The following is a 24537-nucleotide window of genomic DNA, read 5'->3' on the forward strand; positions in this document are numbered from 1 at the left end:
GCTCAGCTCACCGCGCTCTCGTCGAGCACATAGGCGGTCGAGCCGTTCAGCCAGCCCGGGAAGCAGTGGAACCCGGTGACCGAGCCGCTGTCGAAGGCATGTGCCTGGGTCCGCCAGTTCAGCGGCACCTGCGGCACCTCGTCGTAATAGGCCTGGTAGAGCTCCTTGTAGATCGCCTCGCGCTTGGCGGGGTCGATCTCGGCGCGGCCGGCCTCGAGCAGACCGTCGATCCTCTCCGAGGAGAAGCCGAAGGACCGGACATAGTTCGCATCGCCCGAATGCAGCAGGTTCCACATCGCGTCGGGGTCGTTGTAGAAGCCCGACAGCCCGTGCACCGCGATGTCGTAGTTGCCTTCCTTGCCGGCCTTGATCCGGCTCGACCAGTCCGGCAGGTCGAGGGTCGCGTTGATCCCGACCATTGCCAGATAGGCCTGCACGATCGAGGCCGTGTCCTGGTGCATCCCGTAGGTCGAGGTGGCCAGAAGGGTGCAGTCGAACCCGTTCGGATAGCCGGCTTCGGCCAGCATCGCCTTGGCCTTCTCGGGGTCGTAGGTCCATTCCGCATCCGGGTTCGACAGATCGAACTGCGAGCCCTTGGGGTTCGGGAAGCCCAGAAGCGGCTCGCCGTTGCCGGCGAAGGCGGCGTCGATCACGTCCTGGCGCTTGATCGCGTAGCCCACGGCACGGCGGACCAGCGGATCGGCAAAGGGGCCTTCCTTGGCGACATTGAACAGAACCAGCATGAACGGGCCCTGGGTCGCCGAGATCTCCAGCCGGTCCGAGTTCCGGACGTTCTCGAACTGCTGCCAGGGCAGGTATTCGATCACATCGACATCGCCGGCTTCCAGCGCCGCGAAACGCAGGTTCTCGTCGGCATAGGCGATGAAGCGGATGGTGTCGGAAAGCGGCTGCCCGGCGTCGTAGAAGTCGGGGAAGCGCTCCAGCTCGACATAGACGCCCTTTTCCTGGGACTTGATCGTGTAGGGGCCGGCGCCGATCGGATCATCCTCGGCACTGCCGGCCCAGACGATGCCGGCGCAGTAGTTGGCGAGGATCTGGGTGAAGACCGCCGAGGGTTCCTTGAGCGTGATCTTCAGGGTCTTGTCGTCGAGGGCTTCCATCGTGTCCACGTTCTGGAAGCTGGCCTTCAGATAGGCGGTGCTTTCGGGGGCCATGATCGCCGAGAAGCTGTAGATCACGTCCTCGGCGGTCACCGGCTCGCCGTTGTGGAACTTGGCATTGGCGCGCAGCTTGAAGATCAGCGTCTGCGCATCGGGCTGCTCGACGCTCTCGGCCAGTTCCGGCACCAGCTTGGCATCCTGATCATAGCCCATCAGGCCGCGGAAGATCATCAGCTTCACCGTGTTGGCGGCGTTGCCGTTGGTCTCCCAGGGCGCCAGCGACGGCGGGAAGGTGGAAAGACCGTAGCGCAGGGTCTTCATGCTCTGCGCCGAGGCGTTCCGCGGCAACGCCATTGCGGTGAGTCCGGCGCCCAGGCCCACAAGGACCGTGCGGCGGGAGGGAGAGAATTCGGGAGTCTTGACTGTCATGTTGACCTCGACCTGTCGGAGTGCGTGAAAGTCTTCGGGGATCTGATGTCCCGGTTTGCTCATGCTCAATCCAAGACGCTGCGGGCGCAAAGGTCCAATCGAAAATCTCTTTTGGGTGCATAGATATTCTTTTGGGTGAATCTCCCCGGCCCCGGGGGGGCGGGGCAGCGTCCGGGCCGATAGATTTGCTTTGGCCCCGGCATAAATTTTCCGATTTTGGCAAGCCCGGAGCGCTGCGCTATGTCTGGATGCCAGGGCCGCGCCCGCGGCCCGCGCCAAGCCCCGGACATCGCCCGCTGACCCGATCGGAGTGCCGGCGCCGCAGCGACAGATGCCCCCTGACAGGACGAAATAGCGACATGACACGACTGGTCTTCCTCGATCCCTTCGCACTGAGCCGCACCGAGCAGATCGGCGCCCTGCTGCCTGATGGCTGGGAGCTGTCGGTCGCGAAGTCGCGCGCCGTCGCCGACCAGCTCGCGGCGCTTTCCGGCGCCGATTTCGCGGTGACGGCCGATGTGCCGGTCACCGCCGAGATGTTCGCGGTGCCGGGGCTGAAGGGCGTCCACAAATGGGGGGTCGGCTATGACAACATCGACCTCGACGCGGCGCGCGCCAACGGGGTGCGGGTGATGCGCACCACCGGGTCGAACGCGGTCGCGGTGGCCGAGACCGCGCTGGCGATGATGCTGGCGCTGAACCGCAACCTGGTGCGCGGCCACATGGGCGTGCTCGAGGGCAAATGGCTGAAGAGCGAATGCGCGCAAAGCTCGACCCGGCTGTCGGGCAAGACCGTGGGCATCGTCGGGCTGGGCCATATCGGCACCGCGCTGGCCCGGCTGCTGGCCGGATTCGGCTGCACCATCCTCTATACCAAGCGGACCCCGCTGTCGGCCGAGGAAGAGCAGGCTCTGGGTGTCACCCATGTCGCGCTCGACCGGCTGCTGCGCGAGTCAGACGTGGTTTCGCTCCACTGCGCGCTCAACGAGGGCACCGCGAACCTGATCGACGCGGCGGCGCTGGCGAAGATGAAGCCGGACGCGATCCTGATTAATGCCGCCCGCGGCGGGGTGGTGGTCGAGTCCGATCTGGCCGCGGCGGTGCGAGAGGGCAGGCTGCGCGGCGCCGCGGTCGATGTCTTCGCCACCGAGCCGGTGGAGCCGGACAACCCGCTGGTCGGGCTCGACGGGGTGATCGTGACCCCGCATGTCGCGGCGCTGACCTCGGACGGGTTCGTGCCCTCGATCACCCGCATGATCGCCAATATGGTGGCCGTCGATCAGGGCCGCGAGCCCGCCGGGATCGACATCATCGTCTAGACGCCGGGGGCCGCGATCGTCTAGACGCCGGGGGCCGCGTCGCGGGCCGCAAGGCCGGACCTCCCGCGTCCGGCCCGGCCCGGAAGCAAGGTCGAGTATTTTTGACCCGAAGATGGCGAGGCGGGGTACAGGATCAGCGTTCGAGGATCATCTTGTTGCCGGTGATCTCGATCCGGGCGAAGCGCTGAAGGTAGGACATGCCGAGCAGCGAACCCTGCATCTCGCCCTGGGTGACCGAGGCCGGCACGTTGGTTTCGGTCGCGTCGCCGAGCTGGACCTTCGCGATCCGGACCCGTGCGGTGCGGACCGTGCCATTGGCCGTGGTCGCCATGCCGGTGAAGGCCAGCGACTCGGGGTCGAGCCCGATCCGGGCGGCATCCTGCATCGACAGCACCATGTCCGAGGCGCCGGTATCGATGACGAAATCCACCGGTGTGCCGTTCAGTCCCAGGGTCAGGTGATAATGGCCGTCGAGCCCGCGCGGGATCTCGATCGTGTTGCCGATCACCGCGGCGCGCGGCGCGACGTCGTCGCGGATGTCGGACCAGAGACCGAACGCCGCGATGGTGCCGAGGAAGATGAAGCCCCAGATCGCCGCCTGCTGGGCCATCTTGCCCAGCTGGTGGCGGTTGGCGGCGATCATCCAGCCGCCGATGGCGATCAGCAGCAGGACCAGATAGGCGACATTTCCGAGCGAGACGTTGTCCATGGCTGAAAGATGGGGGCGGGTCGGCGCGCTGGCAAGGGTGGCGGCTCAGCCCGTGGTCGGGCTCAGCCCGTAGCCGCCGAGTCCGTCCAGCACGATCTGCACCGCCAGCGCCGCCAGCAGGATGCCGAACAGGCGGGTCAGCACGTTGATCCCGCTGCGCCCGGCCAGCCGGTCGACCAGCGGCGCCATCAGGAACAGCGTCAGGGTGATCGCCAGCACCGCCAGCGTCACCCCGAGAATCGCCGCCCTCCAGGCCCAGCCCGGGTCCTGCGAGGCCAGCAGCACCATGGTCGCCATCGCGCCGGGGCCCGCCACCAGCGGCACCGCGATCGGGAACACCGCCGGATCGTCGTCGCCGGGATGCCCGGCATCGGGATGGTTGACGGTCTGGGCCTGATTGCTGCGCCGGGAGGTGCGTTTCTCGAACAGCATCTCGACGGCGATCAGGAACAGCAGCACCCCGCCGGATATCCGGAAGGCGTCCAGCGAAATCCCGGCATAGCGCAGCAGGGCCTCGCCGAAGAGGCCGAACAGGGTCAGGACCGCCGCCGCCACCAGGATCGCCCGGAAGGCCGCGGCTCGGCGCCGGGCCGGGTCCATGCCGGTGGTCAGCGCCATGAACAGCGGCGCCACCGCGATCGGGTCGATGATCACGAAGAGCGTCAGGAAGGCCGAGATCAGCAGGGTGGTGTCCATGGTCCGGCCCCTTCGATTGCCGCGCGTCTCCGGCCGTCCGCCGGCGAGGGCCCTAGCCCTGCGCCTCGTCCAGCTTGCCCTGTGCATCCAGCCACAGGGATTCGGCCCGGTCCAGCCCTGTCATCACTTCTGCGTATTTCTTCTGCCAGACCTCGCGCTCGCCGTTGCGCTCGGGCTCGTAGAGCGCCGGATCGGCCAGCCGCTTGGCCAGCTTGTCGCGCATCTCGTTCAGCTTCTGCACCCGTTCCTCGGCCTTGCGGACATCCGCGCGCAGCGCCAGGATCGCGTCGCGGTTGGGTTTCGCCTTGGCCGGTTTGGGTTTTTCCGGGGGCGCCTCCGGGGTGGTCAGCATCCTGCGATAGGCGTCGAGGTCCTCTTCATAGGGCGCGACCCGGCCATCCTTGACCAGCCAGAGCCGGTCGGCGACGAGGCTGAGCAGGTGCATGTCGTGGCTGACCAGGATCACCGCGCCGGAATAGGCGGTGAGCGCCTCGACCAGCGCCTCGCGGCTGTCGATGTCGAGGTGGTTGGTCGGTTCGTCCAGGATCAGCAGATGCGGCGCGTCAATGGTCGCCAGCAGCAGCGAGAGCCGGGCCTTCTGCCCGCCCGAGAGCCGACCGACCTCGGTTTCGGCCTGCACCGCCTGCAGGCCGAAGCCGGCCAGCCGGGCCCGGGCCTTGCCCTGGCCTTCGGAGCCGCGCAGCCGCATGACGTGCTGCAGCGGCGTCTCCTCGACCCGCAGTTCCTCGACCTGGTGCTGGGCGAAGAAGCCGACGCGGAGCCGGTTCGAGATCGTCAGCTTGCCCGACATTGGTTTAAGTTTGCCTGCCAACAGCTTGGAAAGCGTAGACTTTCCTTCGCCGTTGCGGCCCAGCAGGGCGATCCGGTCATCCTGGTCGATCCGCTCGGTCAGGCCGCGCAAGACGGTCTTGTCGCCATATCCGACCGAGACGCCTTCCATGGTGATGATCGGCGGCGAGAGTTCCTCGGGCTCGGGGAAGGTGAAGACGGTGCGGGCCGGATCCTCGGGCGGCGCGGTGGCGGTCAGCCGCTCGATCATCTTCATCCGGCTCTGCGCCTGCCGCGCCTTCGTCGCCTTGGCCCTGAAACGGTCTACGAAGCTTTGCAGATGCGCCCGCCGGGCGTCCTGCTTCTTGGCCTCGGCGCTTTCGGCGGCGCGTTGCGCGGCGCGGGTATTGGCGAAGGTGTCGTAGCCGCCCTGGTAGAGGGTCAGCTTCCTGCGGTCGAGATGCAGGATCGCCTGCACCGCCCGGTTCAGCAGGTCGCGGTCATGGCTGATCAAGAGCACGGTATGCGGATAGCGTTCGAGATAGCTTTCCAGCCAGAGCGCGCCTTCGAGGTCGAGATAGTTGGTCGGTTCGTCCAGCAGCAGCAGGTCGGGGGCCGAAAACAGCACCGCCGCCAGCGCCACCCGCATCCGCCAACCGCCCGAGAAGGCCGAGCAGGGCTGGTGGATTTCGGCCTCGGTGAACCCCAGGCCGCGCAGGATGGTGGCCGCGCGGGCCTCGGCCGACCAGGCGTCGATATCGGCCAGCCGGGTCTGGATATCGGCGATCCGGTGCGGCTCGGTGGCGGTTTCGGCCTCGGCCAGCAACTGGGCGCGCTCGGTGTCGGCGGCCAGAACGGTGTCGAGCAGTGTGTCCTCGGAGCCCGGCACCTCTTGCGCCACGCCGCCGATGCGGGATCGGGCCGGCAGGCGGATGTCACCCGAATCGAGGGTCAGCTCGCCCCGGATCAGCTTGAACAGCGTGGTCTTGCCGGCGCCGTTGCGACCGACCAGGCCGATCTTGTGGCCGGTCGGGATCACCGCGCTGGCCTTCTCGATCAGGGGGCGCCCGTCGATGGAATAGGTGATGTCTTCGATGCGTAGCATGGGCGGCTGATGCCGCGTTTGCGCGGTGGGGTCAATCGGTGCCGCGAGATCGGCCGCGGCGGCGGCTATTGCGCAGAGCCCGGATGCCGCCAGAGCCGGAGCGGGCCGATCGGGGTGAAGCCGGCGATCCGTGCCGCGTCAAGCCGGGCGCCGCTTTCGCAACCGACGACCGGGCGGCCGGGCCAGAGTCTTGCGGCGCAGGCGGCGACGGCGGCGAACAGCGCCTCGGGCTGCGGGCCGAGGCTGAACAGGTTCGAGACCGAGACCACCCCGGCACCGTGGAGCAGGATGCCGCCGCCGCGCGGTCGCGCATCGCGCCCGAGATGGGCGAGAAAGGCGATGTCCCGGCGCTGGATCAGGTCGGGCGGGAACTGGACATGGCCTTCGGGGAGATCCTCGGCGCGGCGCCAGAAGCCCTCCCAAAGGCCGAGATCGGCGGGCTGGGCGATCCGCACCAAGGTCAGCGGTGCCGGCGGCGGGCTGGGCCGGTTGCGGGTGATCCAGTCGGCATCGGCCAGCGGGGCGTAGCCTTCGGACCCCAGGTCCAGAGCCGCCGCGCTGTCCATGACGGTCAGCCCGCGTGGCCGGCCGGCCAGCAGCGCCCGCAACTCGACCTGCGGCGGCGGGCCGGACATTCCCGGCAGGGTGATGGCATCGGGCAGAAGCGGCGGCGCCGTTCCGGTGGTGCGCCAGATCCCGGGCAGAAAGCGCGAACCGATGCCCTGCGCCCGGCAGATCCGGTCGCAAAGGATCGCCCTGTTGCGTGCCGCGGCTTCGATGAGATCCTGCACGGGTCCCCGGTCCCTGATTGCCAACGCCGGGCAGAATGGCCGCGGCGGCGAGGCAGGGCAAGCGCGGCGGGCGCGCGCGGCTGCGCCTTATTCCGGGCGCCGGACTGCGGCAATACGTCTTTCCACCTTCCCGAGGCCATGCTAGTTCAACGCGCGAACAGAACAGCCGGGCACGGGGTCCGGCCAAGAATAACTGAAGGCTTAGGGCTAACATGGCGATTGAACGCACCCTCTCGATCATCAAACCGGACGCCACGCGGCGTAACCTGACCGGCAAGATCAACGCGAAATTCGAAGACGCGGGCCTGCGCATCGTGGCGCAGAAGCGGATTCGGCTGACCAAGGAACAGGCCGGCAAGTTCTACGCAGTCCACGCCGCGCGGCCGTTCTACGACGAACTCTGCACCTTCATGGCCTCCGAGCCGGTGGTCGTGCAGGTTCTCGAAGGTGAAGGCGCGGTGCAGAAGAACCGCCAGGTGATGGGCGCCACCAACCCGGCCGATGCGGCCGAGGGCACCATTCGCGCCGAGTTCGCCGAGAGCGTCGGCGAGAACTCGGTTCACGGCTCGGATGCGCCGGATACCGCGAAAGAGGAAATCGCCTTCTTCTTCTCGGGGCTTGAACTGGTCGGCTGAACGACCCGCCCGACGAACAGGAAACGCGGCGCCTTCGGGGGCCGCGTTTTGCATTCCTGCGTATCGCGATCCGGCGGCTATTGGCGCGGCGCGACCACGCCCAGCAGGTTGAGCGCCGATTCAAGCTGGCTCTGCACCGGGTCGTGAGCTTCGGCGACGATCTCGTCGAATCGCTTGCGCAGGGCCGCCTTCTCGGCCCCCTTGCAATCGTTCCAGGGCCGGCCATGAAGCCCCATGACCAGAGCGTAGTAGCCGATGAAATGCGGGCGGGTGCCGGCGGCAAGGCAGCGGCGATAGGCCTCGTCCGGACCCAGGCGGCGCAGTTGTTCCGCGGTGGTGATCCCGGCCCGGGCAAACAGTGCCGCGCTGGCCGGGCCGATATTGCGAATCGCGGTGACGGGTTGAGTCATCGGGGGCCATCGGCAGGGGCTGGATCGGCGCGCGATGACGCGACCCTTTGGCCAAGGTTACAGGCCGCTTGGCCTGCGGGAAAGACCGCAGTGGGGCGGACCGGGCTGCCGGCGCCTAGATGCTGGCCCAGTCGGTGAAACGCACCGGCCTGGGCGCACCCCGGCCCGGTTTCGCCGGTTGGGCATCGCCGGATTGCTGGGCCTGCTTCTGCTCGCCGTCGGGCTGCGACCCCATCTGCGGCGCGGCTTCTGGGCTGGGTTCTTCCGGTGCCTTTCCGGAATCTTTTCTGGTCATTTGCTCGTCCTCGTTACGGCGGGGCTGCGCCCGAACACCTGCGCCGAGTTCCTTGCCCAGACCGCGACCGAGATTGCCACGACGGGGTGAACACGATGCGAATGCTCTCAGCCTTCGCCCGGAATAGGGTGATATTGTGGCTCGAATCGGGGGTTTGTCCCGGTGTCGAGAACCGTGGCATCTGTGCCAGGATGACTCGTCCGGGGGCTTGCTGCGACTCTCCTAAGCCCTTTTGACGTAGGGAAAACCTTCCCCTCCGCCGATGCGCAGGCATGTGCCGCAGGTGCTGCGTCGGGGCAAGGGAAAATCGGAAGGACCTGCCGCAAATTGACGTGAGCGCCCGGGTGTGGAGCTTTGGCCACAGTGTCCGCCCTTGTCGCCCGGCGGATCGGTTCAGGGCGCCGGCAGGGTGGGGCTGGCCTCGGCCAGTGCGACCGTGATCTCTTGCGCGACCCTGCTGACCAGCGAATTGGCGCTGCGCGGGCCCTGGACCATGTAGAGGTCCGATCGGAAATTCTCGGGCTGTTCGAAGTCGCGCATCGCGGTGTTCTTCATGGCGACCAGCGCGTAGGAGCGGGGCACGAGCCCCAGCCCGAGGCCGGAGTCGACAAGGCTCATCACCGTATGGGCCTGGGAAACGGAATAGAGCAGGTTCGGGCTGACCCCCGAGGAGGTCAGGTAGCCCGACACCACCTCGAAGAGAAATCCGCCGCGTTCCGTCGAATAGCCGATCATCGGCTGTCCGTGCAGATCCTCGACCCGCAACTTGTCGCGGGCGGTCAGGGGATGATCCTTCGGCAGCGCGACCAGAAACGGCTCGCTCCAGACCCGCGAGATGGTCAGCGACTCCGGGTTCCGGGGCAGGCGGGTGATGCCGATGTCGAGACTTCCGGCCCGCAACGCCTCGATCTGTTCGTGGCTCATCATCTCGCGCGGGGTCACGCTGACGGCCGGCAGCTTCCGGCGCAGGCGTTTCACCACCAGCGGCACCAGTTCGATGGTCGCCGTGGGCACGAAGCCCAGCACCACCGATCCGGTCTCGCCGCGTTCGGCCTGGCGGGCAAAGAGCATGGCGCTTTCGGCCCGGTGCAGTATGTCCACCGCGTCAAAGAGAAACCGTTCTCCGGCCAGGGTCAGCCGCACCGAGCGGGTGGAGCGGTCGAACAACCGCACCCCGACGGCATGTTCGAGAAGGTTGATATGACGCGACAGCGGCGGTTGCGTCATGTTGAGACGTCGGGCGGCGCGGCGGAAGTTCAGCTCTTCCGCGACAGCCACGAAACAGCGCAACTGGTTGAGTTCAAAGAGGTTGGCCGACATGGCATTCCTTCCGCCTGGCGCTTGTAAGGCCCGCTTCGAGATGTAAATGAAAAACTCTCCCAAAGCCATTGGCTTTCAAGCGGTTTCTTGGCATTGTTGAACAAGTCGATTTGTAAAATGGGGCGGAGATGTCACGGGCTGCGCTGGCCCTTGTCGCGGATGATCTGACCGGCGCGCTGGACGCGGCGGCGCCCTTTGCCTCGGATGCGGCACGGGTCGTGGTCGCCACCTGTCCGGACGCACTGGATGCAGCGCTGGAAACCGGGGCCGATGTCATCGCGGTCTCGACCCGCTCGCGCGAGATTGCCGCCGATGCGGCGCAGGCGCGGGTGGCCGGGGTTCTGGCTAGGCTGCCCTCCGGGATGCGGGTCGTCAAGAAGATCGACTCGCGTCTCAAGGGCCACATCGGGGCCGAACTGGCGGCCTTTGGCGACCGGTCTTTCGTGGTGCTGCCGGCCTTGCCCGAATTCGGACGCCTGGTCCGCAATGGCGCGGTCGAGGGGTTCGGCCTGGCCCGGCCTCTGCCGGTGAAAGCGGTGCTGGGCGCGGCCGCGGCGCGGGCGCTGGTGCCCGATACCTTGAGCAGCGACGATATCGACAACGCCCTGGCGGCGGCGCCGGAGGACGCGGTTCTGGTCGGCGCCCGCGGCTTGGCACGGGCATTGGCCCGCGCGATGGGGATCACGCCGCCGGTTTCGGTTCCGGCTCTTCCGGCGCCGGTCTGCATCGTTGTCGGCTCCACCGATCCGATCACCCTGGCGCAGGTGGATGCCCTGATTTCGGCGCGACCCGAGACGGCGCATCACCGCGCACCTTCGGGCGCAGGCACGGTTGTGCCGGCGGGTCCGGCGCTGGCGCTGGTGCAGGCGACCGACGGGCCCGAAGCCCCGGGGCCTGCCGTGGCGGCGTCCCTGGCGCGCACCGCCGGGCCCTTGCTGCGGGCGGCACGCTCGGTGGTGCTGACCGGCGGCGCGACCGCCGAGGCGCTGCTGGACGATCTGGGGGAGACATGCCTGGAGGTGAACGGCGAGGCCTTGCCCGGCCTGCCGCTTTGCCGCGCGGGCGGCAAGGTTCTGGTGACGAAATCGGGAGGATTCGGCGGTCCGGACACTCTGGTCCGGCTGCTCGATCTCCGGGGCAGCATGGCTGCCGAATGACAGTGCGGTTGAAAGGTGGCGGCAAATGACGCAGCGAGGGGCAAGGAAACGAAAGAGCCTGGGAGACGTCGTCTTCGAGCGGCTGATGCGGGCGATCAAGTCGGGTGCCTATGGCGCCGAGGAAAGGTTGCCGACCGAGCATGATCTGGCGACCGAGTTCCAGGTCTCGCGCCCGGTCGTGCGCGAGGCGCTGCGCCGGCTTCGCGAACAGGGGCTGATCTATTCGCGGCAGGGGGCGGGAAGTTTCGTCCGCCAGTCCGGGCTGCGCCAGCCGCTGGGCTTCGGTCCCTTGGCCAGCATCGCGGCCTTGCAGCGCTGCTACGAGTTCCGGATCACGCTGGAACCTGTTGCCGCCGCCGCCGCCGCCGAGCGCCATGACGAGGCCGGCCTGGCCGCGATCACCGAGGCTCTGGCGATGATGCAGGATGCGACCAATCGCCAGCGGCACCGGGAAGACGCGGATTTCGCCTTTCACCTGGCCATTGCCGAAGCCAGCGACAACCAGTATTTCGCCACCGCCATGGACGCGCTGAAGGACCATATCGCGGTCGGGATGCAGTTCCACGGCCTGTCGCTGAAGGCGATGCCGGCGGGGCTGAGCCATGCCTTCGAGGAACATCGGGCGATCCATGAGGCGATCGCGGCCCGCGATTCCGCCAGGGCGAAGGACCTCATGCACAGCCACCTTGTCGGTTCGCGCGACCGGCTGTTCGAAAGCCGTCGGGGCAACCCGCAGGGCGGCGGCGATCAGAAGGCGGCGCGGTAGATCGCCTCGATGTCATCGACGCTCATCGGGCGAGGGTTGTTGTCCATCAGGCGCCGGATGGCATGCGCCTCTTCGGCCCAGGGGCGCAGATCGTTGACGCCGATGCCATGCGCCGACAGCCGCATGTCGATCCCCAGGTCTGCGCAATAGCCGCCGGCAGATTGCAGCACTTCGGCGGGATCGCTGGAGCCGGGCAGACCGAGTGCGGCAAGGACCTCGGCGGTCTTCTCCGGCACCGCGGGGGCGTTGAAGGCCAGCACATGGGCAAAGACCAGCGCATTGGCCAGCCCGTGCGGCAGGCTGGCGCGGCTGCCCAGCGGGTAGGCGACGGCATGGCCCGCCGCGGTGTTGACCGGCCCCAGGCAGAGCCCGCCGTAGAACGAGGCCAGCATCATACCGGCGCGGGCATCGGAATCGCTTCCGTCGCGTACCGCCTGCGCCAGGTGCCTGCCGACCAGCCCGATGCCCAGCCGCGCATAGCCGTCGATCAGCGGATGCGACTTGAGGCTGGTGAAGGCCTCGACGCAATGCGCAAGCGCGTCGATCCCCGTGGCGGCGGTCAGCTCCGGCGGCGCCGAGAGGGTCAGCCCGGGGTCGAGCACCGCGATATCGGCCAGCATGAAGGGGCTTTCGACCGCTACTTTCATCCCGGTTTCGGAACTGGTGAACAGCGCCCGGATACCGCCTTCGGAGCCGGTTCCGGCGGTGGTGGCGACCTGCGCCAGCCGGGCGCATTTGCGGCGGACCTTGTTCGGTCCGGCCACTTCGGCCGGTTGCTGGTCACTGTCCCAGAGCACCGCGACCAGCTTGGCGATATCCATCACCGAGCCGCCGCCAAGCCCGACCACCAGATCGGGCCGGACCCGCCGCGCCTCGGCCAGCGCCGCGTCGAGATCGTGGTCATGCGGCTCGCCCGGGACCTGGTCAAAGACCGTGACCGCGCCCGAAAGGCCGAGCCGGCCGACCATGCCGGCGGTGCTGCGCGAGGCCAGAACCAGAACCCGTTCGGCTCCGGCGCTCCAGTCCTTCAGCCGGGCGGCGCTGCCGCTTCCGATCTCGATCCGGGGCGGCAGATGCAGGGTGATTGGGCGGGAAATCTCGGTCATGATGGCTCCTTCATCCGCCCAGCCGGGCCATTTCCGCCCAGACGGTTTCGCGCGCGGCCTCGGGCAGTTCGACCAGCGGCGGCAGCACGTTCAGCCAACCCATGTCGCCGCGGCTGCGTGCCAGCATGGTCTTGATGGTGGGCAGCTGTGCATGGCTGTTCGACAGGTTGCGCCAGGCATCGATCCGGGCCTGTGCGGCCTGAACCTCCTCGGCGCGGGCCGGGTCCTGCCAGCCTTCCCAGACCACCCGCAGCGCATCGGCGCGCAGGTTCGAGGTCGCAGTGATGCAGCCTGCGCCGCCAAAGCCCAGCACCGGCAGCATCAGCGGATCGGCCCCGGCCAGAACGCCCAGCGTCGGGAACCGCTCGCACATCTGCTTCATGTTCTCCAGATCGCCGGAACTGTCCTTGATGCCGCAGACCGTGCCGGGGAAGGCGGCCAGCAGCCGCTCGATCAGGGCGTGCGAGATCGGCACCTGGGTCACCTGCGGGATGTGGTAGAGCACCACTTTCAGCCGGGACTCTCCGACGCCTTCGATCACATCGGCATAGAAGCGGAACAGGCCCTCGTCGCTGACCCCCTTGTAGTAATAGGGCGGAAGCAGCACGCAGCCCTTGGCGCCGGCAGCCACCGCATGGGCGGTGAGCTCGACGGTGTCGGCCACCGAGGGGGCCGAGGTGCCGGGCAGCAGCGTCGCCGCCGGAACCCCGCCCGCGATCGCCGCTTCGACAAGGGCCTTGCGCTGACCAAGGCCGAGGCTGTTCGCCTCGCCCGTCGTCCCCAGCATCGCGATTCCATGGCAGCCTTCGTCCAGCAGGGCCCGGCAATGCGCGGCGAAGAGCCCGAGGTCCGGCGTGCCGTCGGCGGTGACCGGCGTGGCGGCGGCGCAGTGGACGCCCCGGATGGCGTGGGTCATGTCTTTCTCCCGCTGTTCAGCCTGCGCGCATAGGCGATGGCTTCGTTCATGTTCTCGTGCTTTGCGATGCCCTTGCCGGCGATGTCGAAGGCGGTCCCGTGATCGACCGAGGTGCGGTCGATCGGCAGCCCGACCGAGACATTCACGGCGGTGTCGAAGGCCACCAGCTTGATCGGGATGTGCCCCTGGTCGTGATACTGGGCGACGACGAGATCGAAGCCTCCGTGATAGGCGCGGTGAAACACCGTATCGGCGGGGATCGGCCCCCGGACGTCTATGCCCTCGGCGCGGGCCCGCGCCACCGCCGGCGCGATCTGGGTGTCGTCCTCGGTCCCGAACAGTCCGCCCTCGCCGCAATGCGGGTTGATCCCGGCGACGGCGATCCGGGGCGTTTCGTAGCCGATCCGCTTCAGATGCGCATGGCCGAGACGGATGGTCTCCAGCACCCGGTCGGGCCGGGCCCGCTCGATGGCGGTCTTCAGGCTGACATGGGTAGAGACATGGATCACCTTCAGCCGTTCCGATGCCAGCAGCATCGAGACGCCGCTGGTGCCGGTCAGCGCGGCCAGCATCCCGGTATGGCCGTCGTGGTGATGTCCGGCAGCGTTCAGCGCCGCCTTGTTGATCGGTGCGGTGACGATGCAGCCGATCTCGCCGGCCTGGGCGGCGCGCACCGCCGCCTCGATACAGCGAAAGGCGGCGTCGCCGGCGCGGGCATCCTCCCTGCCGCAGGGCAGCGGCGCGTCCTCGACCGGCAGATCGGTGAGCGCGACATCCCGGCCCAGGTCCAGATCGGTGCCCACCGCCGCCTGCGCTGCCTCGAGCGTCCTGCGGCAGCCGAAGATCCGGGTCCGTGCCCGGTCTTCGGGTGTCATTTCGGCAACCGCCTTCAAGGTGATTTCCGGCCCGACGCCCGCCGCGTCGCCCATGGTGATTCCGATCATTGCGCGTCCAGCCATTCGGATGAGAGTCGCACATGTTTGATCGCGCGACGGTGGTAGGTATAGGCGAGGTCCAGGCTGCCGTCCGGCGCCTCGACCAGAGAGGGATAGGACATTTCCTTGTTGCGGCCATCCAGGCTGTTGTTGGTCAGGCAGGTGCCGGGGCCGTCCTCGACGATGATCCGGCGTGGAAAGCTGCGGCCTGCGTCCCCTGACAGGCACAGCGTCATCGGTGCCCGCGGCACGCCCCAGATCGGGTTGCATCCGCCCGAGGCCTGCGGGCGGCTGTCCTCCTCCAACTCGTCATAGAGCGAGTCGCGCCGGTCGGGATGCATGGCGGCATTCACCGGGTTGCCGGCCATGGCGATGCGGCCATCGCGCAGCCGGATGACCGAGATCGAGGAATTGTTGTTCGGCACGTCGGTGGGCTTCGGGACCGACCAGCTTTCGCCGCCATCGGCGCTTTCGGTGCGATGAACGAAATCCGATTGCCGCCGCCGGAAGAAGGCCGCCAGCCGGCCGGTCCCGAGCGGAACCAGTGTCATGTGCACGCAGCCGGTCGATTCCGGCACCTCGACCTGACGCCAGGTTGCGCCGGCGTCCTCGCTGATCGCCAGCGCGGCGGAATCGTGACTGCCGGTCCAGCGCTGCCCGGGCCGGGGCACGCAGCGGAACAGCGGCAGCAGCCAGGCGCCGTCGCTGCGCAGATGGATCGGGGCGCGGATGAAGGTGCCCGGGGGCAGGGGCAGATCGCGCGGCGGCTGCCCGATCTCGCGCATCCGCAGCAGGCAGGCGTCCTGATTGCCGCCGGGCTGGGCGGTGTGCAGCAGCAGCACCCGGCCATCCGGGGCCGAGAACTGCACCGGGTTCTGTTCCGACCGATCGGGATCGTCCGAGAGTTGCTCGGCCGGCCGCCATTCATCGTCGATGAGAGTCGAGCGGAGCACGGAAATATCGGATTTGCCCTCCAGCGATCCGGCGAACCAGAGACAATCCAGCCGGCCCGCCCGCCAGGCCAGAAAGGCCGCGTGATTCTGGACGCAGGGCGAAGGCAGCAGTGCTTCCCGGCGGCCGGGGGCGGTGTGCCGAAGCTTGCCGTCCATGCCCGCGGCGATGCTCTCGGGCGATGGGTCGGGTTGAGTCATTCGGTCCCCGCAGGTTTGCAAGAAAGGCAGTCGGTTCGGCGTCAGGAATTGGTTTATCTGAACAAGTTGTCAAGTTGAAAATGGTTGTTCGGGTGGCGTGTCGTCGGCTGATTGATAGAAATAATCACGACAAAACAGTTATCTAGGTGGATTTCGGAAATTTCCATGTCTCGGCCTTGCAAATCATGTTGACAATTTGCGGCGCCGGAGAAACCTTGGCGAAAGACCCCGCTGCGGCGGGCGTTGGACCGGATCCGGGAAAGTGGAGGGCAATGGCGTTGACGCGGACAGCAGCGGAAATCGACCGCTCCGCCATGATCGGAGTCGGGCTGATGCTGCTTGTGGCGGTCATCAATGCCGTTGATGCGGTGCTCGTGCGGTTGATGTCGCCGGCGGTCCATCCGTTCATCATCGGCTTCACCCGGTCGCTGTTCGGCCTGCTGGTGGTGCTGCCCTGGATTCTGGCGCGGCCGCGTATCCTGCGGTCGCATTACCGCTTTCGCCATGTGCTGCGGGCGGCGCTGAAGCTGGCCTCGCTGGTGGCCTTCTTCGCGGCTTTCGCCTCGGCGCCGCTGGCGGATGCGACCGCAATGGCCTTCACCGCGCCGATTTTCGTGAGCATCGGGGCCTGGGTGTTTCTTTCCGAGCAGCCCCGCGCCATTCGGGTCGTGGCCTCGGTCCTGGGGTTCATCGGGGTTCTGATCGTTCTGCGTCCAGGTCATGGCACGGGGATTTCGATCGGCCTCCTCTATGCGCTGCTGGGGGCGCTCCTGACCGGGGTGATTCAGTTGATCCTCAAACCGATGTCGGCCCGCGACTCGACCGAGACCCTGGTCGCATGGAACCTGATCCTGACGGTTCCGATCGCGATCATACCGGCGCTCTGGGTCTGGGTCACGCCAACCCCGGCGCAATGGGGATTCCTGGCCCTGCAGGGGGTGCTCGGCGCGCTCAACATGAGCCTGGTGACGCGGGCCCTGTCCCTGGCCGACGCCTCGCTGATCGCGCCGATGGATTTCCTGCGGCTGCCGATCGTCGCGTTCCTGGCTTTCATGATCTTTGGCCAGACGGTGTCGGTCTCGACCTGGATCGGGGCGGCGGTGATCTTCGGCGCGACCCTGCTGATGGCCCGCAGCGCCCGCAGCCGAAAGTTCAGGGAAATCTAGGGGCCTGATACCGCAACCGAGGTTATTGATACAGATGTTATATCAGTCTGAAACAAGTTTCGCTTTGGGGAACAATGAAGGTACACTAATATATCAGAGGGATGTCGCGGCCACCCGGACCGGTTGCCGCGTCATGGAGGAGACGGGGGCGCAGGCTGAAGCAGCGCGCGCGTGCCCGACGAAGACTGCTGCACCAACAAGGAGGAGGAGATGACCATGCGCAATCTGACCGCATGTCTTTTGGGGACGGCATTTGCCGTCACCGCTTTTGCCCCGGCCTATGCCGCGGACACGGACATCATCATCGTTCTGAACGAGGAACTCGAATCGATCGACCCCTGCATGGCGTCGAAATCGAACATCGGCCGGGTCATTCTTCAGAACATTTCCGAGACCATGACCGAGTTGAGCCCGACCGAGGGTCTCAAGCCGCGGCTGGCCGACAGCTGGGAAGACATGGGGGACGGCACCTGGCGGTTCCACCTGCATCCCGGGGTCACCTTCTCGGATGGAACGACGCTGGATGCCGGCGACGTGAAGCACTCGATGGAACGGGTCGTGAGCACGAAGATCTCCTGCGAGATCGGCGCCAAGTACTTCGGCGGCATCAAGGTCACGCCGACGGTGGTGGACGACCTGACCATCGACCTGAAGGCCGACCCGCCGCAGCCGATCCTGCCGCTGCTGATGTCGACCCTCACCATCGTCCCGGCCGAGACGCCCGAAGAATTCGTGCAGAACCCGATCGGGACCGGCCCCTATGTGCTGACCGAGTGGAAGGCCGGCCAGTCGATCGTGCTCGACCGTCGCGACGACTACTGGGGTGCCGAGCCGGAAGTCACCAAGGCCACCTATCTGTTCCGCACGGACGACGCGGTGCGGGCGGCGATGGTCAAGACCGGCGAGGCAGACATTTCGCCGGTGATCTCGGAACTGGACGCGACCGACCCGGCGACCGACTTCAGCTATCCGAACTCGGAAACCACCTATCTGCGGATCGACCAGGGCGTCGCGCCGCTGGATGATGTCCGGGTGCGCAAGGCGCTGAACATGGCGATCGACCGGGATGCGTTCCTCGGCACGCTGATTCCGTCGGATGCGATCAAGGCCACGGCACTGGTGCCGCCCTCGACCATCGGCTGGAACCCGGACCTGACGCCCACGGCCTATGATCCGGAAGGCGCCAAGGCGCTTCTGGCCGAAGCCAAGGCGGACGGCGTTCCGGTGGACGCGGAAATCACCCTGATCGGCCGCACCGGGAACTTCCCGAACGTGACCGAGGTGATGGAAGCGCTGCAGCAGATGCTGGGCGATGTCGGTTTCAACACCAAGCTCGAGATGTACGAGACCGGCGAATGGGTCGACCTCTATTCGCAGCCCTTCGCGGAAGATCGCGGACCGCAGCTGATCGAGGCGATGCATGACAACGCCAAGGGCGATCCGGTGTTCACCATGTACTTCAAATATGCCTGCGACGGTCTTCAGTCCGGCATGTGCGACGAGAAGGCCGAAGACCTGATTGCCCGCGCCACCGCCGCGACAGGCGACGAGCGGGCGGCACTGTGGAAGGAACTTTTTGCCTATCTGCACGACGATGTCGTTGCCGATGTGCTACTGTTCCACATGGTCGGCTTCAGCCGGGTCTCGGAACGGCTCGACTTCAAGCCGACGATCAACACGAACTCGGAACTGCAACTGTCGCAGATCAAGTTCAAGTGACCCTGACGGCGGGCGGTTTGCCGCCCGCCGCTCGTCTGCCAAGGGGAGGGCCAGATGAAGACGTTCATCAGAAAACGAGCCGTGGCAAGCGGGCTTTCCCTGATCGGTCTGATCGTCCTGGTCTTCTTCCTCTCGCGGCTGACCGGCGATCCGACTTCGCTCTACCTGCCGGTCGATGCCAGTCTCGAATCGCGGGAGCAGTTTCGCGAGATACACGGCCTGAACGATCCGATCCTGGTCCAGTTCTTTCACTATGCCCGTGATGTTCTCTCGCTCGATTTCGGCGATTCGATCCGCAAGGCGCGTCCGGCCCTTCAGGTGGTGCTGGAAGCCTTCAGCTGGACCCTGACGCTGGCCGCCGTCACCATGCTTCTGGTGACCGTCGCGGCGATCATCTTCGGCGCGCTGGCCGCGTCGCGGGTCGGCGGGGTCTTCGACCGGATCGCCACCTTCTTTTCCCTGATCGGCGCCTCGGCCCCGGATTTCTGGATCGCCATCGTCGCCATCGTCTTCTTCTCGGTCTACCTCGGCTGGGTGCCGACCTCGGGCACCGGGACGGTCTGGCACTGGATTCTGCCGGTGGCGGTACTGTTCATCCGGCCCTTCGGCCTGATCCTGCAGGTCGTGCGCGGCTCGATGATCTCGTCGCTGAGCTCGGCCTATGTGAAGACCGCCAGGGCCAAGGGCGTCGGGCCGCGGCCGATCATCTTCGTTCACGCGCTGCGCAACGCGATGCTGCCGGTCATCACGGTGATCGGCGACCAGGCGGCGGGGATGCTGAACGGCGCCGTGGTGGTCGAGACGATCTTCGGCTTTCCCGGGGTCGGCAAGCTGATGATCGACTCCATCCTGCAACGTGATTTCGCGGTGGTTCTCGCCTCGATCATGGTCACGGCGATGGCCATCTTCATCATGAACCTTCTGATCGATCTCTCCTACGCGGTTCTCGATCCGCGCATCCGGTACTGAGGCGGCGATGACCGAAACCACTCCAGATGTCCCGAGCGCGGCGGGGCAGAGCCGCTTTCGCCGACTGGCCGCGATGCTCTGGGCCGACAAGTTCGCCCTCGTGGCGATGATCTTCCTGATCGTGGTGCTTCTCTGCGCCATCCTGGGGCCGATGCTGCTGGACAACCTGGCAACACGGCAGAACCTGCGCGGGCGCAACGCGCCGCCCTTCGATCTGACCCGGGGCTGGGCCTTCGTGCTGGGGGCCGACGCTCTGGGCCGGCCGTTGCTGGCCCGGATCATCGTCGCGGCGCGCAACACGATCATGGTCGCCGCCGGAGCGGTGGCCTGTTCGCTGCTGATCGGTGCCGCGCTTGGCCTGGTCGCGGGCTACAGCCGCAGGGGGCTGAGCCAGGCGATCATGCGGCTGGCCGACGTCATCATGTCCTTCCCGTCGCTGCTGATGGCGGTGATCGTGCTCTACATGCTGTCGGCCTCGGTCACCAACCTGATCATCGTGCTGGCGATCACCCGGATCCCGATCTATCTGCGCACCACCCGTGCCGAGGTGCTGGAGCTGCGCGAAAGGATGTTCGTGCAGGCCGCCCTCGTGATGGGCGCCTCGGCCCGGCGGATCGTCTTTCGCCATATCCTGCCGATGGTGCTGCCCACGCTGCTGACCATTGCCACGCTGGATTTCGCCTTCGTCATGCTGGCCGAAAGCTCGCTGTCCTTCCTGGGCATCGGCATCCAGCCGCCCGAGATCACCTGGGGGCTGATGGTGTCGCAGGGCCGGCCCTATCTGACCCATGCCTGGTGGCTGTCGTTCTGGCCCGGCCTGGCGATCATCCTGACCACGCTGAGCCTGAACCTGTTGTCGAACTGGATGCGGGTGGCGCTTGATCCGGCGCAGCGCTGGCGCCTGGAAATGGGGAAGAAGAATGACTGATCATCTTCTCGAGGTCCGAAATCTCTCGGTCGAGTTCCACACCGCCGGCGGGCGGGTGAAGGCGGTGCAGGATGTCAGCTGGCATCTGGACCGGGGGGAGGTTCTGGCGATCCTCGGCGAGAGCGGCTCGGGCAAATCGGTTTCGGCCTCGGCGGTGATGGACCTGATCGACTGCCCGCCAGGCAAGATCACCGCGGGCCAGATCCTGTTCGAGGGCCGCGACCTTCTGCAGATGGACAGCAACGAGCGGCGCGAGATCAACGGCAAGCGGATCGCGATGATCTTCCAGGACCCGCTGAGCGCACTGAATCCGGTCTACCGGGTCGGCTGGCAGATCGAGGAGACGATGACGATCCACGGCACTCCGCGCGCCGAGGCACGGGCCGAGACGCTGGAGTTGCTGGGCCGGGTCGGGATCCCCGATCCCGCGACGGCAGTGCAGAAATACCCGCACCAGTTCTCGGGCGGTCAGCGGCAGCGGCTGATGGTGGCGATGGCACTGGCGCTGCGCCCCGACATCCTGATCGCGGACGAGCCGACCACGGCGCTGGACGTGACGGTGCAGGCGCAAATCCTGTCGCTGCTGGAAGTCCTGCAGAAAGAGACCGGGATGGGGTTGCTGCTGATCACCCATGACCTGGGCGTGGTGGCCGAGACCGCCGACCGGGTGGTGGTGATGAACGGCGGCAGGATCGTCGAGCAGGGCACCGCGCTCGAAGTCTATCGCAACCCGAAACACGCCTATACCCGCGACCTGATCGCCTCGGCGCCGGGCAAGGGCGCGATGTCGGGCGGCGTGGCCAAGGAGGGCGCCGAGTTCCTGAAGGTGCGCGGGCTGGGCAAGAAATACGGTGCCTTCGAGGCGCTGAAGGACGCGAATTTCGAGCTGATGCCGGGCGAATGCCTGGCCATTGTCGGGGAAAGCGGCTCGGGCAAATCGACGCTCGCCAAGACGTTGCTGCGGCTGGAAGAGCCGACGGCGGGCACCGCCTTCTACAAGGGCCGCGACCTGTTCGCCATGTCGCCGAAGGAGCTTTTCGCGATCCGGCGTGAAATCCAGATGGTGTTTCAGGACCCGACCCAGAGCCTCAACCCGCGAATGTCGGCCTATGAGCTGATCTCGGAGGCCTGGGCGATCCATCGCGACATCCTGCCGAAGGACCGCTGGCGGGCCCGGGTCGCCGAGCTGCTGGATCAGGTCGGACTGGCGCCGGAACATGCCGACCGCTTTCCGCATCAGTTCTCGGGCGGCCAGCGGCAGCGGATCGCCATCGCCCGCGCACTGGCGCTGGAACCCGAGATCATCATCTGCGACGAGGCGGTCTCGGCGCTGGACGTGCAGGTCCAGGCCCAGGTGATCGACCTTCTGGCCGATCTGCAGAAGCGTCTGGGCCTGGCCTATCTCTTCATTGCGCATGACCTGCCGCTGGTCCGCGATTTCGCGGATCGGGTGATCGTGATGCAGGGCGGGCGGATCGTGGAGCAGGGCACGGTGCGGGAGATATTCGACAACCCGCAAGAGACCTATACACGCAACCTGCTGGCCGCCAGCCTGGACCCGGACCCCGAGGTGCAGGCCGCCCGCCGCGCGGCGCGCGATCTGGCATCGGCATGACATCGCAGGGGACCGGCGCGGCGCGGTCCGGCAAAAGCCCACTGTCGCCCGCCTGCTGAAGGCGCTATCAGCCGGGTCGGCATGATTGCATCCGTTCCAGACCTCCGCCCGACCCCTGTCCGGTTCGATACCGGCCGGACCTCCGCATGAGCCCGGAAGCGGCCGCAGCGCAGCCCCGGCGGCGGCTTGCCCTGGCCATCATGCTGGTCGCGGTGATCCTGCTGGAACTGGCGGCGCGGCTGACCGGGCAGCATCAGGTCCAGACCCTAGCCTGGCTGGCGATGGCCGGGGTGGTGGTCCTGAACCTGCGCGGGCTGGGGATGCGCGAGATCTACCTGCTGACCCTGTGCAGCGCCCTTGCGGTGCTGATCCTGATCCGGATGCCGGAGCCGATGCTGGAACTGGGCCCGGCTCTGGATCAGGCGAGTTTCCTGATGACCTTCATCCTGTTGATGAGCCTGCTCTTCGAGACCGCCGCGCGGTCGCCCTCGATCGCTGCCTGCGGGGTCTACCTGACCAGCCAGCCGCCGGGGCGGCGCTACTATGCGCTGAATGCCGGCACCGGGATTCTGGCGGTGATGTTCAATCTCGGCGTGGTCAGCTTTCTGGTGCCGCTGATCCAGCGCGGCATCGCCTCGGCGACCCCCGGCGACGCGCTGAACGACATCCGCGAGCGGCGACAGGTCTCGGCGCTGCTGCGCGGCTTTGCCTGGAGCGTCACCTGGTCGCCGACCGCGCTGGCGCCGCTGGCGGTGGCCGAGCTGATCCCGGGCGTCGACCGGCTGCTCTGGATCGAATACGGGCTGGCCGTCTTTGTCCTGATCATGGTCCTGGGCGCCTTCGAGGATCGCTGGCGGTTCCGCCGTTTCCGGCCCTCGGGGGTGCGCCGCGAGACGCCGTTCCCCCTGACCGAGGCGCTGCTCTTCTTGGCCGCCTGCGCCTGGCTGTTCGGAATGATCGCGCTGATCGTCTGGCTGTCGGGCGATGGTGTCGTCTTCGGCCTGCTGCTCGCCTGTCCGTTCATGGTGGTCGGCTGGCTCGCGGTGCAGGGCGGCTTTCCGCGGCCCGGCTGGATCGCGCCGCTGCGCGGCGAGATGCGCAAGATCGTGGTGGTCGGGCTGCCCCGGACCGCGTCGGTCGCGATCACCTTGGCCACCTCGGGCTTCATCGGGCGTGCGGCGGCGGGGCAGGTGCCGGCCGAGCAGCTGGCCGCCTTCCTGCAACTCGACGCAATGCCCGATTTCGTCTTCCTGTCGCTGATCCCGCCGGCGCTTTCTTTGTTCAGCCTGCTGGCCCTGTCGCCGATCATGATGGCCGTGTTCTTCGGCTCGCTCTTCGCGGCGCTGCCGGTGCTGCCGGCGGACCCGACGCTGATCGCCTTTGCAATTTCCTGCGGCTGGGCGCTGTCGATGACCTTCTCGCCCTTTGCCACGGTGGTGCTGATGGTCGAGAGGGTCGCCGGCATACCGACCCGGCGGCTGACCTGGGTCTGGAACATCGGCTTCACGCTGCTGGCGTCCCTGTCTCTGGTCGGGGTCTTCGCTCTTCTGACCGGCGGAACCTGACCGCCCGGCGGCGTCAGGCGAAGTAGTCGGGGTATTCGCGGCGCAGATCGTCGACCCGGCTGATCGTCTGGCTCAGGTGATCGCGGATCGCCTGCTGGCCGGCTTCGGGATCATGTGCGGTCAGTGCCGCGATGATCTCGTGATGGCCCTTCAGGATATTCGCGATCTTGCCCGGCCCCGGCAGGTGCAGGCGGCGCAGCCGGTTCAGGTGCCCCGAACGCGCGCGCAGCAGGTTGTGCAGGCCCGGTTGGCCGGCGCCGGCCAGAAGCGTCTGGTGAAACGCCTCGTCCAGTTCCTGGAAGGTGGGCAACTCCTCGGGATTGCCGGCCAGCGCCTCCTGCATGGTCAGGATCGTTTCCAGCCGCTTGATGACCGTCGGGTCGCAATCCTTGCCCAGCCGGCGCATGACTTCGGTCTCGATGGCGACGCGCAGGAAATGCGCCTCGCGGATTTCCGAGGTGACCAGCCGCGACACCGTGGTGCGCGACTGCGGCACGATCTCGACCAGCCCGTCACCTTCCAGCTTCTGCAGCGCCTCGCGCAGCGGGGTCTGGCTGACATCGTATTGCAGCGCCAGTTCGGTGCGGGTCAGCACGGTGTTGGGCGGCAGGTCGAGATTGATGATCTTCTGCCGCAGGCTTTCATAGACCCGATGCACGGCCGAAACCCCGCCTGCGGATTGCGCGGCGGAGGGCAGCCCGACCATCCCGGATCGCGCGAGGAAGGCTAAGGCATCATGGTCCATCTCGGTCATTCCAAATGCATATCCGCTCCCCGGCCAAAAGCAAACGACGGCCCGGCGCCGGGGTCGAGAGTAGGGCGGGTTGCGGATTGATTCAACTAGGGCACTAATATATGAGTAGACTCATCACCGGGGGAGGACATCCGAGTCTGACAGCGGCGATCATGTGTTCGCGGAAGACCG

At 67.0% G+C, this 24537-nt stretch carries 23 protein-coding genes; 10 read left to right on the forward strand and 13 right to left on the reverse strand.

What is annotated here, in order from left to right; genetic code table 11:
• Nucleotides 1-2 precede the first annotated feature (2 nt).
• Complete coding sequence (locus NUW50_RS15110; protein ID WP_258289965.1) at nt 3-1613, reverse strand: ABC transporter substrate-binding protein; 1611 nt, start codon at nt 1611-1613, stop codon at nt 3-5.
• Nucleotides 1614-1909: 296 nt separating this feature from the next.
• On the opposite strand from NUW50_RS15110, the gene NUW50_RS15115 reads away from it, so the two are divergent.
• The gene (locus tag NUW50_RS15115; RefSeq protein ID WP_258289966.1) at nt 1910-2869 is read left to right on the forward strand and encodes a 2-hydroxyacid dehydrogenase; all 960 of its coding nucleotides are present in this window, start codon (nt 1910-1912) and stop codon (nt 2867-2869) included.
• 133 nt (nt 2870-3002) lie between these two features.
• Here NUW50_RS15115 and NUW50_RS15120 read toward each other — a convergent pair whose 3' ends face one another.
• The 4 genes from NUW50_RS15120 to NUW50_RS15135 form a co-directional block, all read right to left on the reverse strand.
• Nucleotides 3003-3578, reverse strand: coding sequence for a retropepsin-like aspartic protease family protein (locus NUW50_RS15120; protein ID WP_258289967.1), 576 nt, complete (start codon nt 3576-3578; stop codon nt 3003-3005).
• A 45-nt stretch (nt 3579-3623) separates the two neighbouring features.
• Nucleotides 3624-4274 (reverse strand): MarC family protein, encoded by a 651-nt coding sequence (locus NUW50_RS15125; RefSeq protein ID WP_258289968.1) that lies wholly within the window; start codon nt 4272-4274, stop codon nt 3624-3626.
• A gap of 52 nt (nt 4275-4326) precedes the next feature.
• On the reverse strand, nt 4327-6168 hold the full coding sequence (locus NUW50_RS15130; RefSeq protein WP_258289969.1) for an ABC-F family ATP-binding cassette domain-containing protein: 1842 nt from the start codon (nt 6166-6168) through the stop codon (nt 4327-4329).
• 65 nt (nt 6169-6233) lie between these two features.
• Entirely contained in the window at nt 6234-6959 is a 726-nt protein-coding gene (locus NUW50_RS15135) for a hypothetical protein (RefSeq protein WP_258289970.1), read from the reverse strand.
• A 212-nt stretch (nt 6960-7171) separates the two neighbouring features.
• On the opposite strand from NUW50_RS15135, the gene ndk reads away from it, so the two are divergent.
• Nucleotides 7172-7594, forward strand: a complete 423-nt coding sequence (gene ndk, locus NUW50_RS15140; RefSeq protein ID WP_258289971.1) for a nucleoside-diphosphate kinase — start codon at nt 7172-7174, stop codon at nt 7592-7594.
• A 77-nt stretch (nt 7595-7671) separates the two neighbouring features.
• Here the strand turns inward: ndk and NUW50_RS15145 are convergent, their stop codons facing one another.
• From NUW50_RS15145 to NUW50_RS15155, 3 genes are all read right to left on the reverse strand, one after another.
• Complete coding sequence (locus NUW50_RS15145) at nt 7672-8004, reverse strand: TfoX/Sxy family protein (protein ID WP_258289972.1); 333 nt, start codon at nt 8002-8004, stop codon at nt 7672-7674.
• A 115-nt stretch (nt 8005-8119) separates the two neighbouring features.
• The gene (locus NUW50_RS15150; protein WP_258289973.1) at nt 8120-8299 is read right to left on the reverse strand and encodes a hypothetical protein; all 180 of its coding nucleotides are present in this window, start codon (nt 8297-8299) and stop codon (nt 8120-8122) included.
• Between the two features lie 393 nt (nt 8300-8692).
• Entirely contained in the window at nt 8693-9619 is a 927-nt protein-coding gene (locus NUW50_RS15155) for a LysR substrate-binding domain-containing protein (RefSeq protein ID WP_258289974.1), read from the reverse strand.
• A gap of 128 nt (nt 9620-9747) precedes the next feature.
• Between NUW50_RS15155 and NUW50_RS15160 the strand changes: the two genes are divergently transcribed.
• Together NUW50_RS15160 and NUW50_RS15165 are read left to right on the forward strand one after the other, a co-directional pair.
• Nucleotides 9748-10776, forward strand: a complete 1029-nt coding sequence (locus NUW50_RS15160) for a four-carbon acid sugar kinase family protein (RefSeq protein ID WP_258289975.1) — start codon at nt 9748-9750, stop codon at nt 10774-10776.
• A 25-nt stretch (nt 10777-10801) separates the two neighbouring features.
• Nucleotides 10802-11542, forward strand: a complete 741-nt coding sequence (locus tag NUW50_RS15165) for a FadR/GntR family transcriptional regulator (protein ID WP_258289976.1) — start codon at nt 10802-10804, stop codon at nt 11540-11542.
• Here the strand turns inward: NUW50_RS15165 and NUW50_RS15170 are convergent.
• Genes NUW50_RS15170 through NUW50_RS15185 form a run of 4 tightly spaced genes read right to left on the reverse strand, consistent with a single transcriptional unit; the run spans nt 11524 to nt 15650 of the window.
• The gene (locus NUW50_RS15170; protein WP_258289977.1) at nt 11524-12648 is read right to left on the reverse strand and encodes an iron-containing alcohol dehydrogenase; all 1125 of its coding nucleotides are present in this window, start codon (nt 12646-12648) and stop codon (nt 11524-11526) included. The genes NUW50_RS15165 and NUW50_RS15170 overlap by 19 nt on opposite strands.
• Before the next feature lie 10 nt (nt 12649-12658).
• Nucleotides 12659-13564, reverse strand: coding sequence for a dihydrodipicolinate synthase family protein (locus NUW50_RS15175; protein WP_258289978.1), 906 nt, complete (start codon nt 13562-13564; stop codon nt 12659-12661).
• Complete coding sequence (gene pdxA, locus NUW50_RS15180; RefSeq protein ID WP_258289979.1) at nt 13561-14508, reverse strand: 4-hydroxythreonine-4-phosphate dehydrogenase PdxA; 948 nt, start codon at nt 14506-14508, stop codon at nt 13561-13563. The genes NUW50_RS15175 and pdxA overlap by 4 nt, the downstream gene beginning before the upstream one ends.
• On the reverse strand, nt 14505-15650 hold the full coding sequence (locus tag NUW50_RS15185) for a sialidase family protein (protein WP_258289980.1): 1146 nt from the start codon (nt 15648-15650) through the stop codon (nt 14505-14507). The genes pdxA and NUW50_RS15185 overlap by 4 nt, the downstream gene beginning before the upstream one ends.
• Nucleotides 15651-15928: 278 nt before the next feature.
• Between NUW50_RS15185 and NUW50_RS15190 the strand changes: the two genes are divergently transcribed.
• The 6 genes from NUW50_RS15190 (at nt 15929) to NUW50_RS15215 (ending at nt 23612) form a co-directional block, all read left to right on the forward strand.
• Entirely contained in the window at nt 15929-16816 is an 888-nt protein-coding gene (locus NUW50_RS15190; RefSeq protein ID WP_258289981.1) for a DMT family transporter, read from the forward strand.
• A gap of 210 nt (nt 16817-17026) precedes the next feature.
• Nucleotides 17027-18535 carry an ABC transporter substrate-binding protein gene (locus NUW50_RS15195; protein WP_258289982.1) on the forward strand — a complete coding sequence of 503 codons (1509 nt, stop codon included), beginning with the start codon at nt 17027-17029 and terminating at the stop codon, nt 18533-18535.
• Nucleotides 18536-18589: 54 nt separating this feature from the next.
• Nucleotides 18590-19504 carry an ABC transporter permease gene (locus NUW50_RS15200; protein WP_258289983.1) on the forward strand — a complete coding sequence of 305 codons (915 nt, stop codon included), beginning with the start codon at nt 18590-18592 and terminating at the stop codon, nt 19502-19504.
• 7 nt (nt 19505-19511) lie between these two features.
• On the forward strand, nt 19512-20432 hold the full coding sequence (locus NUW50_RS15205) for an ABC transporter permease (RefSeq protein ID WP_258289984.1): 921 nt from the start codon (nt 19512-19514) through the stop codon (nt 20430-20432).
• Nucleotides 20425-22047, forward strand: a complete 1623-nt coding sequence (locus NUW50_RS15210; RefSeq protein ID WP_258289985.1) for an ABC transporter ATP-binding protein — start codon at nt 20425-20427, stop codon at nt 22045-22047. The genes NUW50_RS15205 and NUW50_RS15210 overlap by 8 nt, the downstream gene beginning before the upstream one ends.
• A gap of 146 nt (nt 22048-22193) precedes the next feature.
• Entirely contained in the window at nt 22194-23612 is a 1419-nt protein-coding gene (locus tag NUW50_RS15215; RefSeq protein ID WP_258289986.1) for a hypothetical protein, read from the forward strand.
• Between the two features lie 13 nt (nt 23613-23625).
• Here the strand turns inward: NUW50_RS15215 and NUW50_RS15220 are convergent, their stop codons facing one another.
• Nucleotides 23626-24357: a GntR family transcriptional regulator gene (locus NUW50_RS15220; protein WP_258289987.1), complete on the reverse strand. Its 732-nt coding sequence runs from the start codon at nt 24355-24357 to the stop codon at nt 23626-23628.
• Nucleotides 24358-24537 lie beyond the last annotated feature (180 nt).

It is taken from the genome of Frigidibacter sp. ROC022, assembly GCF_024723735.1.
In the GTDB taxonomy this organism is placed as follows: Bacteria; Pseudomonadota; Alphaproteobacteria; order Rhodobacterales; family Rhodobacteraceae; genus SLM-1.

What these genes read in the sequence shown, in the direction of transcription:
- NUW50_RS15210 (WP_258289985.1), top strand. Translation starts at nt 20,425, where the DNA reads ATGACTGATCATCTTCTCGAGGTCCGAAATCTCTCGGTCGAGTTCCAC.
- NUW50_RS15165 (WP_258289976.1), top strand. Translation starts at nt 10,802, where the DNA reads ATGACGCAGCGAGGGGCAAGGAAACGAAAGAGCCTGGGAGACGTCGTC.
- NUW50_RS15205 (WP_258289984.1), top strand. Translation starts at nt 19,512, where the DNA reads ATGACCGAAACCACTCCAGATGTCCCGAGCGCGGCGGGGCAGAGCCGC.
- NUW50_RS15115 (WP_258289966.1), top strand. Translation starts at nt 1,910, where the DNA reads ATGACACGACTGGTCTTCCTCGATCCCTTCGCACTGAGCCGCACCGAG.
- NUW50_RS15155 (WP_258289974.1), bottom strand. Translation starts at nt 9,619, where the DNA reads ATGTCGGCCAACCTCTTTGAACTCAACCAGTTGCGCTGTTTCGTGGCT.
- NUW50_RS15215 (WP_258289986.1), top strand. Translation starts at nt 22,194, where the DNA reads ATGAGCCCGGAAGCGGCCGCAGCGCAGCCCCGGCGGCGGCTTGCCCTG.
- NUW50_RS15145 (WP_258289972.1), bottom strand. Translation starts at nt 8,004, where the DNA reads ATGACTCAACCCGTCACCGCGATTCGCAATATCGGCCCGGCCAGCGCG.
- NUW50_RS15195 (WP_258289982.1), top strand. Translation starts at nt 17,027, where the DNA reads ATGACCATGCGCAATCTGACCGCATGTCTTTTGGGGACGGCATTTGCC.
- NUW50_RS15160 (WP_258289975.1), top strand. Translation starts at nt 9,748, where the DNA reads ATGTCACGGGCTGCGCTGGCCCTTGTCGCGGATGATCTGACCGGCGCG.
- NUW50_RS15170 (WP_258289977.1), bottom strand. Translation starts at nt 12,648, where the DNA reads ATGACCGAGATTTCCCGCCCAATCACCCTGCATCTGCCGCCCCGGATC.
- NUW50_RS15120 (WP_258289967.1), bottom strand. Translation starts at nt 3,578, where the DNA reads ATGGACAACGTCTCGCTCGGAAATGTCGCCTATCTGGTCCTGCTGCTG.
- NUW50_RS15175 (WP_258289978.1), bottom strand. Translation starts at nt 13,564, where the DNA reads ATGACCCACGCCATCCGGGGCGTCCACTGCGCCGCCGCCACGCCGGTC.
- NUW50_RS15150 (WP_258289973.1), bottom strand. Translation starts at nt 8,299, where the DNA reads ATGACCAGAAAAGATTCCGGAAAGGCACCGGAAGAACCCAGCCCAGAA.
- pdxA (WP_258289979.1), bottom strand. Translation starts at nt 14,508, where the DNA reads ATGATCGGAATCACCATGGGCGACGCGGCGGGCGTCGGGCCGGAAATC.
- ndk (WP_258289971.1), top strand. Translation starts at nt 7,172, where the DNA reads ATGGCGATTGAACGCACCCTCTCGATCATCAAACCGGACGCCACGCGG.
- NUW50_RS15110 (WP_258289965.1), bottom strand. Translation starts at nt 1,613, where the DNA reads ATGAGCAAACCGGGACATCAGATCCCCGAAGACTTTCACGCACTCCGA.
- NUW50_RS15125 (WP_258289968.1), bottom strand. Translation starts at nt 4,274, where the DNA reads ATGGACACCACCCTGCTGATCTCGGCCTTCCTGACGCTCTTCGTGATC.
- NUW50_RS15185 (WP_258289980.1), bottom strand. Translation starts at nt 15,650, where the DNA reads ATGACTCAACCCGACCCATCGCCCGAGAGCATCGCCGCGGGCATGGAC.
- NUW50_RS15220 (WP_258289987.1), bottom strand. Translation starts at nt 24,357, where the DNA reads ATGGACCATGATGCCTTAGCCTTCCTCGCGCGATCCGGGATGGTCGGG.
- NUW50_RS15200 (WP_258289983.1), top strand. Translation starts at nt 18,590, where the DNA reads ATGAAGACGTTCATCAGAAAACGAGCCGTGGCAAGCGGGCTTTCCCTG.
- NUW50_RS15130 (WP_258289969.1), bottom strand. Translation starts at nt 6,168, where the DNA reads ATGCTACGCATCGAAGACATCACCTATTCCATCGACGGGCGCCCCCTG.